This window comes from Streptococcus infantarius subsp. infantarius ATCC BAA-102 (assembly GCF_000154985.1).
GTDB lineage: Bacteria > Bacillota > Bacilli > Lactobacillales > Streptococcaceae > Streptococcus > Streptococcus infantarius.
In genome coordinates, this window is the sequence record NZ_DS572694.1 from 82072 (window position 1) to 94120 (window position 12049).

The 12049-nt window shown below is 34.9% G+C and carries 11 protein-coding genes and 1 pseudogene; 1 reads left to right on the top strand and 11 read right to left on the bottom strand.

What is annotated here, in order from left to right; translation table 11 throughout:
• Positions 1–31 precede the first annotated feature (31 nt).
• The 6 genes and pseudogenes from STRINF_RS08035 to STRINF_RS08055 all read right to left on the bottom strand — a co-directional run bounded on the left by STRINF_RS08035 (position 32) and on the right by STRINF_RS08055 (position 5078).
• On the bottom strand, positions 32–256 hold the full coding sequence (locus STRINF_RS08035) for a helix-turn-helix domain-containing protein (protein WP_006532602.1): 225 nt from the start codon (positions 254–256) through the stop codon (positions 32–34).
• 568 nt (positions 257–824) lie between these two features.
• Positions 825–986 (bottom strand): hypothetical protein, encoded by a 162-nt coding sequence (locus STRINF_RS10255; protein ID WP_006532603.1) that lies wholly within the window; start codon positions 984–986, stop codon positions 825–827.
• A gap of 483 nt (positions 987–1469) precedes the next feature.
• Entirely contained in the window at positions 1470–2417 is a 948-nt protein-coding gene (locus STRINF_RS08040; RefSeq protein ID WP_006532605.1) for a YbgA family protein, read from the bottom strand.
• Between the two features lie 18 nt (positions 2418–2435).
• Positions 2436–3851 (bottom strand): cryptochrome/photolyase family protein, encoded by a 1416-nt coding sequence (locus STRINF_RS08045; RefSeq protein ID WP_006532606.1) that lies wholly within the window; start codon positions 3849–3851, stop codon positions 2436–2438.
• A gap of 74 nt (positions 3852–3925) precedes the next feature.
• Positions 3926–4708 carry a tryptophan-rich sensory protein gene (locus STRINF_RS08050; protein ID WP_043878431.1) on the bottom strand — a complete coding sequence of 261 codons (783 nt, stop codon included), beginning with the start codon at positions 4706–4708 and terminating at the stop codon, positions 3926–3928.
• 144 nt (positions 4709–4852) lie between these two features.
• Positions 4853–5078, bottom strand: a pseudogene (locus STRINF_RS08055) (helix-turn-helix domain-containing protein).
• Positions 5079–5424: 346 nt separating this feature from the next.
• Between STRINF_RS08055 and STRINF_RS08060 the strand changes: the two are divergent.
• Positions 5425–5874 (top strand): Hsp20/alpha crystallin family protein, encoded by a 450-nt coding sequence (locus STRINF_RS08060; protein WP_006532610.1) that lies wholly within the window; start codon positions 5425–5427, stop codon positions 5872–5874.
• A gap of 449 nt (positions 5875–6323) precedes the next feature.
• On the opposite strand, the gene rlmD is transcribed toward STRINF_RS08060, so the two are convergent.
• From rlmD to aroA, 5 genes are all read right to left on the bottom strand, one after another.
• Positions 6324–7688, bottom strand: coding sequence for a 23S rRNA (uracil(1939)-C(5))-methyltransferase RlmD (rlmD, locus tag STRINF_RS08065; RefSeq protein ID WP_006532611.1), 1365 nt, complete (start codon positions 7686–7688; stop codon positions 6324–6326).
• 108 nt (positions 7689–7796) lie between these two features.
• Positions 7797–9266 (bottom strand): LCP family protein, encoded by a 1470-nt coding sequence (locus STRINF_RS08070; RefSeq protein ID WP_006532612.1) that lies wholly within the window; start codon positions 9264–9266, stop codon positions 7797–7799.
• Positions 9267–9365: 99 nt separating this feature from the next.
• Entirely contained in the window at positions 9366–10190 is an 825-nt protein-coding gene (pheA, locus tag STRINF_RS08075; RefSeq protein ID WP_006532613.1) for a prephenate dehydratase, read from the bottom strand.
• Positions 10187–10663, bottom strand: a complete 477-nt coding sequence (locus STRINF_RS08080) for a shikimate kinase (RefSeq protein ID WP_006532614.1) — start codon at positions 10661–10663, stop codon at positions 10187–10189. Before STRINF_RS08080 ends, pheA begins: the two co-directional genes overlap by 4 nt.
• Positions 10656–11939, bottom strand: a complete 1284-nt coding sequence (gene aroA / locus STRINF_RS08085) for a 3-phosphoshikimate 1-carboxyvinyltransferase (RefSeq protein ID WP_006532615.1) — start codon at positions 11937–11939, stop codon at positions 10656–10658. Before aroA ends, STRINF_RS08080 begins: the two co-directional genes overlap by 8 nt.
• Positions 11940–12049 lie beyond the last annotated feature (110 nt).

Sequence of the window (12049 nt, forward strand, 5' to 3'; positions counted from 1 at the left end):
CCGGACTAATCATCATATTAGACCGCCTCCTCTATTCGTTAGATATTTTTATTTCATTGCCTTCAGGCAATATAAAAGCCTGCTCAAACTTGACACCTAGCACATCAGCGATGGCTTTCAACTCATCCAAGGTTACAGTTTCTCGTTGTAATTTCTTATTGAAATTCTGTGGAGTCTGGCCAATACGTCTAGCAAGTTCAGAAACGCTTATATTCATTTGCTCACACAGTTCTTTAATCATTTCTGCCGTAGTCATACAGCACCTCCAAGTTTACGATAAAAATATCATAAACCCATTTGGTTGATAAGCATAATAGTTATTAAAATATTATTATTGTCAACAAGCAAAGAAAACCCACAACTCTACTGTAGAGTCATGGGCTATTTACTTCTGGTTTTCATATTTCAATTTCAATACCAGATTTGAAGGCTATGACGAAGTGGCCTTCATAGACTGTAACACTCTCGATCATCTTCCTTACAAGCTTATCATCGTACTCTAAGGTACGAAATTTATTCTTGCGGATAAATTCAATCAGCTCATTGATTCGCTCGTTCTCGCTACTGAGGGAGGCATCTTCTACTAAGAGGATCTGTCGCTTGTCTCTCAGCTCATCAATCTCATCTGCTATGCTTAATCATTAGACTCAGAGTATCTACAGTCTAGCATAGATGAAAAGGTAGCGCTGATGAGCTCTTTCTTCTTTCGGCGCACGGCGAAAAAACCGAGTGCCTCCTGTAGGATCTCATTGGAATGTTTGAGTTACTCATTTTCTTTTTCCAGCACCAAAATACGCTGCTCTTTGTTATCCGCAGATATTCTTTTATGGCCACTGCCAACATAAGTATCTGCTCCATATTTTTTTCGCTGATTTCTCCAAGTGGAATAGTATAGTAAGGAATTCCAGTTGATTTGCAACTGCTTTTACGCCGATTTTATCAAAAAGTTTAACGGCCTGTTCTTTAAATGGTTTTTCATATTGCATGTTGTTCTCACCTTTCTATGTGCTTTGATAATAACATATATTTGGTGAGTTTCATGACTCTACTTTAATGTTAGCACTCCACTAGTGAGCTCTACCGAAAAGCAATAAGTAAATATGGCATTCTCCAAAGTATGAATAGTGTAGGTGGCAGATGCCATTATAATGCACAATGCGAAAGCATGTGGGCAAGGCTGAAAGAGAAACTTCTCTATAATCGCTATGATACCACTAAAATGAAAGTTGAATCTGTTAAAACTCTCATCAGGAGATATTTCATCAGCTATTGGATTAACAGGAGAATCTGCTCTACCAACTGAGGGTTACCTCCTATGGTTAAGAGACATCTGTACTATATCTCATCACAGGGTGTTGCGTAGATAAAACATCCTTGAGTCAAAAGTATAAAGAGATATTAACAATGGCATTCTGAACTGATTTCATTTATTTTTCTGTATAAATTTTGTATTTCTAACCCGAGACATCTTAAAGCTTACCACTATCATTTAGTGAAAGTAATTCTTCTGGAAACGGCTCGAATATAGTTTGTCCTAACAAGTATTCAATATTATATTTTATAGAGTAAACTTTTAAAATACTCGCTATGGCAGATTTGTCGATCTTTCCATCTCTGTATTTTTCCATTAATTGTAAGATAAACACTTTTTCTTCTTTGCTCACGAATTTTGAAAAATACCCAAATATATGTTGATAAGCATTAATGTAATTCTTTTTAGAAGGTAGGTTCGAAAATAATTTTACCATTTCATTAAAGTAATTATCTAACACTATATTTGTTTCTAATTTTTCATGATTTGCAACAATTGACCCTAATTTGTTTTTTAATGTTTGATTATAAGCAAAATATAAATATTTATTTTTTGCATGATAATCCGCTAATTTTTTTATAGATTTATTTTGTGCCATTTTTTTAAAATTAAAAATCGCATATAGTTTTGTAAAAAAATGCTCTCTTATTATCAGGTTTGTTAATCTCCCTTCTTCTTCAATTGGCAAATAAGGGAAATGCTTTTCCATTTCAGCCGCAAATAAACCCATACTTTTTCCGATTACAGGAGATTTTTCCATGCCCGAGTATACTTTAACATCTTTTATCCCACAAGATGGTGATCGTCCTTTTAATATAATTCCATCTATATCGGAAATATTTTTAAGAATCTCTTGGGAATATTTCTTCATATCATAAGTTAAATATTTTTTAGATTTAGGTTGAACTAATTCTATACCGTCTTGCACTTTAATTAAACGCAGACTTTCTCTTGGTAATCCTAAACCAATTTCTATCTCGGGGCACAGTGGAATAAATTCAATTTGATCTTTCATCTTATCTAATAAATCGAATTGTACAATAGAACCATCATATCTGCAATTATCAAAACCTAAACACTTACTTATTAAGATTTTTGGTTTCACTTCATTTCCTCCAAATATTTATATATTAAACATTTCTAACGCTTTTTGTCTTTGCGTTTTATGATCTACGATAGGGCTTACATACAATTTTTTTATATCAATGCCGTAGTTTTCTTCTAGTTGTTTCTTAAATTTAAATGGTTCATGTATATATTGTGTTGGAATATCTTCCAATTCCTTTACATACCTTTTTATAAACTTACCTTCAGGATCGTACTTCTTACTTTGAGTGATTGGGTTAAAAATCCTAAAGTAAGGGACTGCATCAGTTCCTACAGATGCAGCCCATTGCCACCCGCCAATGTTAGAGGCAGTATCATAGTCTATGAGCATTTCAGAAAAATATTTTTCGCCTAGCCTCCAGTCAATCAGTAAGTCTTTAATTAAAAAAGAAGCGGTAATCATTCTAAGACGATTGTGCATCCAACCCTCTTCTCTAAGTTGGCGCATTGCTGCGTCTATTATAGGGAATCCAGTTAGTCCAGATTTCCATTTTATAAAATTTTCCTCATCATATTCCCAATTAATATATCTATATTTTTCAATTATCTCTTCATTGTGTTGATTTGGATGAAAATAGTATATCATATTATAGAAATCTCTCCAGGCTAGCTCTTTAATAAATATTTCTTGTCCCAGAGAAAAAGGCATCATTGTTGCAGCATTGAATACTTCTCTGACAGACAACTGACCTGTTGTTAAATAATGCGATAAATGACTTGTTCCATCAAGAAACGGATATTCTCTATTTTCGTTGTAACTACAAAGTTTAGCGTTCATAAAATCAGCAAGGCATTCTCTAGCCTTCTCTTCTCCTGTAAACATAGAAAAGTCATTATTCAAAAGATTTCTTAATTCAATAAACTTTTCTTTACCAATAGGATCTTTTTTACTGAAATCGCTTAATATAATCTCAGAAAGTTTAGCATAATCAATATTCTGTTCTTCAGGTTTTTTGCTACTCATCCATTTATTATAATAATGTGTAAAAACTTTATAATGAGAATTGTCCTCTTTCAATACTTTGTTTGCTGAGTGTAAATGATGGTCATAAAATGAGAAAACTTCAACGTTTTTTCTTTTTAGGAATCTATTCAACTTTTGTTCTTGAGATTTCCCATATCCGCATTCAATAGTATTATAATAAATTTTGTCTATGTTACTAAATTCATTGAGAAGTGTATCAAAACAAGTTAAAATTTCTCCATATAAAAAATAAATATCCAGACCTTTTTTTAAACAACTTTCATAATAGCTATTCAACGAAGAAAAGAAATAAGCATAACTTGTCGTTTCAATCTTTATTATCTCAGGATCTAAATGATATATAAATATAAGATTTTCATTATCTTTTATGTCATTGATAGCATTAATAAGCGCGGTATTATCATGAAATCTAAAATCATTTCTTATCCATAAAACAGAATTTCCCACGTTGCCCTCCTATGCCTATTCGTTTAGGCTTGTATTTTATTATCTTATTAAATATGTTAATAGAAAAACTAAGTTTAAGTGGTAGGAATAATTTTGTAATTGTTTTTATAAAATCTAAAAATTGATATCATTATAAGTAAAAACATCCCTACTATAGATGCTTTTTCTAATATAGGATACGCCCCCGAAAAGCCTTGGCTTGATTTAAGAAAATTATTGATTCCAAAATAAGCCCAGGCTATCGGTAAAGGGAATACAGCGTTTTTATTTTTTACGTTGACTAGAAATACAATCACTACAGCTACTATTAAGATTGTAAAAGCCCACAAAGTGTCAGATATTCCAAATCCATTCCAGTTGAGTTTAACCAAAGTTGCAGATATGTTTACAACTGTTGCTATAAAAAGCCAACCGGCATACAGTCCAAATGATAAAGGTATTATAAAATGCCCTTTAGATTTTATTGATAATAATTTTTCTAATATTAATGATAGCGAAAATAAGAAGGCAACAATAAAAATAACTGACAATTCTAATTGTAGATAAGAAAATGATATAATCCATAGTATGTTGAATAAACTGGAAAAGCGGAAGAGCGAAGTAATTCTATTTATAACGTTTTTATAGTAATCATTATCACTTCTAATTACCATTATAATACATGATAAAATTAAAAGAATATAAATTATGCTCCAAATACTGAATGTGGTTGGGCTTGGAGTTATCAGGGTCAAATATCTGTCAGATACCTCTTTTTGTGAATAGCCATTGATTAGGCCGAGGGCTCCGAGGGCATTTATTACAAGTGTTAAAAATAATAGTAATATATTTATAATTGCTTTTTTTCTTTCTTTCATTTTTATACTCCTATTCATATATGTTTTTTTGATAAACTGAAAATAACTATTAATTCCTTTTATCTATATTGTTTTATATTTAGACAATTTTATTATACTCGTGCTTCCAGTTCCTTTTATTAATCCATAAATTGATTGCCTCCTTTATTCATTAGATATATTTATCTCATTCCCACCTGGTAAAATAAATGCCTGCTCAAACTTGATACCTAGCACATCAGCGATGGCTTTCAACTCATCCAAGGTTACAGTTTCTCGTTGTAAATTTCTTATTGAAATTTTGTGGTGTCTGACCAATACGTCTAGCAAGTTCGGAAACACTTATATTCATTTGCTCACACAGTTCTTTAATAATTTCTGCCGTAGTCATACAGCATCTCCAAGTTTACGATAATAATATTATAAACCCATTTGGTTGATAAATGCAATAGATTCAGCAATATTATCATGGTTGTAAAGCCAAAACAAACCCAATAACTCTGCTCTATATTCATTTACTATCAGTATCAATTTTTTCATTCTTTAATTTTAATCTATTTAGAATAATAAGTTTCAAACTTTTTAAATATTAAATTATATATCTTAAATTACATTACGAAAAAAATATTAAAAAAAATAAACAATATATTGACACAATTGTTTTTTTATGATATATAATAATTAGAACTTAACACAATAGACTGCTAATAAGATGTTATAAAAAGGAGTTGATTATTATGGCTGGATTAGTACCTTTTAACAGAAAAAACAAAGAACTATCTACAAACACTGGTAGTGGTGACTTCTACAACTTACTTGATGACTTTTTTTCAAATGATTGGCCATTCAGACGAACACTCTCTTACGACACTTTTAAAGTGGATGTCGAAGATAATGGCAAGGAATACCTAATTGAAGCTGAAATGCCTGGTGTTGATAAAAAAGACATCAATCTTCAACTTAATGATGGAAAATTAACAATTTCTATCACTAGAGACGAAACCAATGAAATACAGGAAAAGAATTATATTCACAAAGAGAGACGTTATAATTCTATGAGCCGTTCAATTTATTTAGAAGATTCCAAACCTGATGCTATTAAAGCAAAACTTGAAAATGGAGTACTAAAAATTATTGTTCCGAAAGAAGAAAAACCAAACAATAGCATTACAATTGAGGTTGAGTAAACTAAAGAAAAAGCACATTGGTCATTAGCATTACTATTGATGTTGAGTAAACTAAAGAAAAGCACATCGGTCATTAGCGTTACTATTGATGTTGAGTAAACTAAAGAAAAGCACATCGGTCATTTAATCTCGATGTGCTTTTCTTTGTAAAAATTACTTCAGTTTTTCATACTTTAATTTCAATGCCTGATTTCAAGTATATTACAAAGTGGCCACCCTAGACAGTAACATTTTGGATGATCTTCCTTGTTTGTCCATTCAAGCCAAAAGCCATCTTGTCAACTCAGCACATTTTTACCAGCAATCTTATCAACTCACCTAGCCATCAGCAGTACTTCCTGATGGCTTTTTAAATTCACTAATCTTGGATAACTTCCCTCAAAACAAAAATCCGTGATTATGCTTCCGGCCTAGAACCAGACTGCAAACCACGGAAAGCCTTTATTTACTTATCTTAATACACCTCTTGACATCAATACTACTGTCTCAACATGGTGCGTATTCGGGAACAAATCTACTGGTTGTACTTTTTGGAGTTTGTAGCCAAGTTCTTGATAAAGTTTGATGTCACGCGCCATAGTTGCTGGGTTACATGAGATGTAAGTAACTTTTTCTGGTTGCATGGCTACGCTTGCTTTGATAAAGTTTTCTGTCAAGCCTTTACGTGGTGGGTCCACCAAGATCACACTTGGTTTGATACCGTCTTTGCTCCAAGTTGCCATAGCATGTTCTGCCGAATCGGCGACATAATGCGCATTGGTAATACCGTTTAGCGCAGCATTTCTTTTGGCATCTTTCACAGCTTCTTCAATTACTTCGACGCCGTAAACGGCTTTAACATTTTTGGCAAATGAAAGTCCAATTGTTCCAATTCCAGAATAGGCATCAATCACGGTGTCATCAGCCGTCAAATCTGAGAAATCAATAGCAGTTTGGTAAAGTTTTTCAGCCATTTCAGTGTTCACTTGGTAGAATGAACGCGCTGAAATTTCATATTGATTGCCAAGCATGCTGTCAACAATCGTATCTTTTCCATAAAGTGTTCTAAAGTCATTACCAAAAATAGCATTGGTATTTTTATCGTTAATGTTTTGAACAACTGATTTCACCACTGGAAATTCTGCAACAATTTTTTCGATGATTTGCTCGATACGGAAAATTTTCGGACGTGTTGTCACAAAAACAAGCATCATTTCACCAGAATAATGTCCACGACGAACCACCAAGTTACGAATTAAACCAGTTTGTTCTTTTTCATCGTATGGTTTAAGGTCAAAACGACGAAGCAAATCACGTGTGAAATTAATCAAGCGGTCAATCTCTTTATTTTGAATATAAAAATCAGAAATTGGCATCAAGTCATGTGAATGTTTGCGGAAGAAACCAGTTTCCAGTTGTCCATTAACACGGCGAACTGGCACTTGCGCTTTGTTACGGTAAGCGTAAGGATGCTCCATACCAAGTGTTTCTAACACTTCAACATCTGAAATGCCAGCTGTTTTATACAAATTATCAGCAACTTGTTTGCGTTTAAATTTCAATTGTTCAGCGTAAGCCAAATGTCCAAAATCCGCAATTCCTGTACGCAAGTAATCCACATTCAAATCTTGGTTACGGTGTTCAGAAATGGTGAGGTATTCTTCAACCTTACCAAAACCAATATTTTTCTTCACTTTCAAGACGCGCATCTTGATTTTTTCACCTGGAAGAGCATTTTCAACAAAAAAGACGAAGCCATCAACTTTGGCAACCCCTGCTCCTTCGTGTGATAAATCTGTGATTTCAACCTCTACAATGCTATTTTTTTCTAACATATTTTCCTTTCATGCCTGACTTATATAAGCCATCAGTAATATCTTATTCTCGGTTTCTTCCCTATAAAAAATAGAGAAGCTTAACTGCCTCTCTATTATATCATATTATTAACGTAGCCCAAGGTCCTTCAACTCTTTTTGGTATTTATTGAAATCAATGGCAATTCCTAGACCGCCATACATATCATAATCATCTGTCCAGTCGCCTTCTGCAGGAACTGTCTTTTGCTCAATTCCCTTTTGACCACTTGTCACCACTCCCAAGCCTTCTTTAACAAGAAATGGATAAGAGATGTTGGTTGAGGTAAGGGCATAGATTTTGCCGATTGCTGCTGAGCCTGTAAAGAGTTTTGAAGGGTCTTTGATTTGATTGACAATCGCTGAGATGACTTGTTGTTGACGTTGTGTACGACCATAATCGCCGTCATCATCCTTACGAAAACGCGCATAATTTAGCAAAGTCCGTCCATCCATACGTTGTTGACCAACTTCAATGGTCTGATTAGGGACGCTACCATCTGCTTGCATGTTAAGGTCATCAGGCACTTCAACCGATGACACTTCTTGACCATCAACCGTACCAAACTTGGCATCTATCTCAACGCCCTTTGGAAAGAGAGTATTGATAGCTTCTGCGAATGTTTCAAAATCAACCATGACATAATACTTAACGTTAATATCAAAGTTATCCTTCAAAGTTTTACGCATGAACTCAGCACCTTGACGATCATCTTGTTCGCCAATGTTAAAGGCCACATTTAGCTTTTGGTCATTAGCATAGTCATTATAGCTGACACCATTGATATTCACCAAAGTATCACGCATAAAGCTAACTAGTTTAACTTTACCTTCTTTGTTACCAATATTCATCACCATGATGGTATCTGTTCTAGCATCAGATGAGCCTTGCGAAATCCGCTTATCACTACCAAGAATCAGAATATTAGTCCCGTCATGACTATCTTGACCGTTAAAAGGTTCTACTACTGCAGCAGAATATTTCGTCTCGCCACTAGAAACTTCGTGAACCCCATGATAAAACATGTAAACCATGCCAATCATAACGATAATAACTAAGAAACCACAAAATTGCAAAAAATGCTTGAAACGTTTTTTATGGTTCTTCTTTTTGGGCTTCTTTGCTTTGCTCACCTTAGGTTCTTCGTGAGCGATTCCTTCGTAATAATCTAAATAAGAAGTTTGCTTTTTTGCTTTTTTCTTTCGCTTTGAAGTCCGTGACTTTTTTGCCTGCGGATATTTTGGCAAACCTTGTGAGGTCACTTGATTATCATAATCATCATAATCGTCGTATTCATCGTAAGTCACATAGGTATCATAATCATCGTCATAGTCGTCATCGTAGTAATCATAATAGTCGCCATAATCGTCATAACGCTCATAATTTGGCTCTTTATTGGCAGATGAAGGATATCCAGATGACATCCCTTGCATACTCATCTGCTTTTTATGATAGAGATAACCAAATTCTTCCTTTTGTTGTGGATTTAGATATTCTAAATTCCCCAAAAGGTACTCATATCTTAATTCTTCGTGTCGACTTAATTTATCTTGTGCCATATCTCATACCACTCTTTCAATCTAGCTATACTAAAGTCAGTACAAGTTTAACGAAACGACTATATTATTATTATACTAAAAAATGACATTAGAACGAAATCATAACTTGTAAACGTCGTAATTTCCGAGCATTTTATAATCAATGCCTAACAGTCGCAATTCTTCCAGCGCAAAAGAGACCAGAGCTTCATTGGTATTATCAATATCAACGATGAAAAAGTACTCTCCAAGCGCTGTCTTCAAAGGACGACTTTCGATTTTAGTCAAGTTAATTCCGCGCCATGCAAACACAGACAAAGCCTTATAAAGTGCCCCTGGAAGATTATCTGGCAGAGTCAAAGCAAGAGACACTTTTTGTTGACACTTAAACAATTCAAAAGCATATTTCTTTCGACCAAGCACCCAAAAGCGCGTGTAGTTTTCATCCATTTCTTGGATGTCTTTGGCAATAATCTCTAAGCCATATTCTTTTGCGGCAGCAACTGGAGCAATCGCTGCAAATGGCGCATCAGGATTTTCAGCAATAAAACGTGCTGCATAAGCCGTGCTTGCTGTCATCTCGATTTGTGCATTCGGATAATGCGCTTTGATGTATTTTTTCCCTTGAGCAATAGCCTGCGGATGTGAGAAAATCTTTTCGATTTTCTTATCTTTTGAAGTCGCTAAAAGTTGTTGCTTAATAGGTTGAATCATTTCCGCAACCGCTTCAATTTTAGCTTGATGAAAAAGGTAGTCCAGAGTTTCGTGAACTGACCCTTCAATAGAATTTTCAACAGGAATAATGGCGTAATCCACTAGACCTTCTTCGTAAGACTTAATCACTTCTGTGATGTTGCCAAAAGGCACTCGATCAGCTCCTGGGAATGACTTAACAGCAACATTGTGCGTAAAAGAACCATTCGGTCCTAAATAGCCAACTTTCATCCAATTTCCTCAACAATTTCTTCTGGTGTTTTGCCAGCAACTTCGATAATACGATTGGCTGCAGCCTCATACATCTCTTGACGCCCATCAAAGATAGCTTTGAAATCTTCTTTGCTATTATTGACAAAGAGCGGACGTACATTTTGGCTATCATTTTTAATGCGGTCGTAAAGCGTGTCAAAATCAGCTTTCAAGTAAATCGTTTCAGGATTTTTTGCCAAAATTTCTCGGTTAATTGGGTTGATAACCACACCACCACCAGTTGAGATAACATGGTCAGAATTTGCCAATTCGGCTAAGACCTGTGATTCAATCTCACGGAATTTGGCCTCGCCTTCTTTCGCAAAGAAATCTGAAATAGACATGCCGATACGCTCTGTAATCAAAGCATCCATGTCGATATAATCTTTATCTAAAAGTGAGGAAATGGTTGATTTTCCAGACCCCATAAATCCAATAATAATTCTAGCCATGTGACAAGACCTCCAAATCACTAAAGAAGCTTGGGTAGCTTGTGTTGATTGCTTCTGCGCGCTCTAACTCAACATCACCCTCTGACACCAAAAGCGCAGCAATTGCCGCCATCATACCGATACGGTGGTCACCAAAAGTATTGATTTTAGCACCATGAAGTGGTGTTTTTCCTTTGATAATCATGCCATCATCAGTCGGTGTAATATCAGCACCCATTGCATTCAAAGCATCGGCTACAACTTGGATACGGTCTGTTTCTTTAACTTTCAATTCTTCTGCATCACGAATGACTGTTGTGCCATTAGCTTGTGTAACAAGAAGAGCAATAATTGGTAATTCATCAATCAAACGTGGAATGACTTCACCACCGATTTCAGTGCCAGAAAGCTCTGAAGTTTCAACGGTAATCGTTGCTGATTTGGCAACTTCATCAACATCTGAAATTGTCATTTTACCACCCATTGCTAAAATGACATCAAGAATACCTGTACGAGTTTCATTGATACCAACGTTTTCAAGTGTTACTTTAGCATTTGGAACAATAAGCCCTGCAACTAACCAAAAGGCTGCTGATGAAATATCACCTGGAACGACCACATCTTGACCAGTAAATTCTTGACCACCTTTGATGCGAATTTCTTTACCATTGACATCAATTTTTCCGCCAAATTGGACAATCATGTCTTCGGTGTGATTACGTGTCTTTTCTTTTTCGATAATGACTGATTCACCGTCAGCTTGCAAAGCAGCAAAAATCAAAGCAGATTTCACTTGAGCTGATGCCACAGGAAGTTGGTAATGAATAGGTTTTAGATTTTTACTTCCATGCATGGTAAGTGGTGGCAAATCACGCTCTGTCTGACCAGAAACTTCTACACCCATTTGACGAAGTGGAATTGTCACGCGATCCATTGGACGTTTTGACAAACTGTCATCTCCAAACATCTCAACCGTAAAATCTTGTCCAGCCAAAACACCAGAAATCAAACGAATTGATGTCCCTGAATTTCCCATATCAAGTTTATTTTGAGGTGCTTTGAGACCATCAAAACCAACACCTGTAATGGTTACAAGGTCTCCATCATCTTGAATATCAACCCCTAAATCACGAAAAACTTGCATGGTTGACAAAACATCTTCGCCACGTAAAATATCGCGAACAGTCGTTTTCCCCTTAGCAAGACTTCCGAACATGATAGAACGGTGACTGATTGATTTATCTCCAGGAATACGTAACGTTCCTTGTAATTTTGACACATTTGTCAATAATTTCATACAACTCTCCCATGGTTTAGTTTTAATTCTATTGTACCATAAAAATACTGAAAATTTGCACAACTCTCTAACAATTCTCTTTTTATGATGTTTTATGTACAAAATTTACA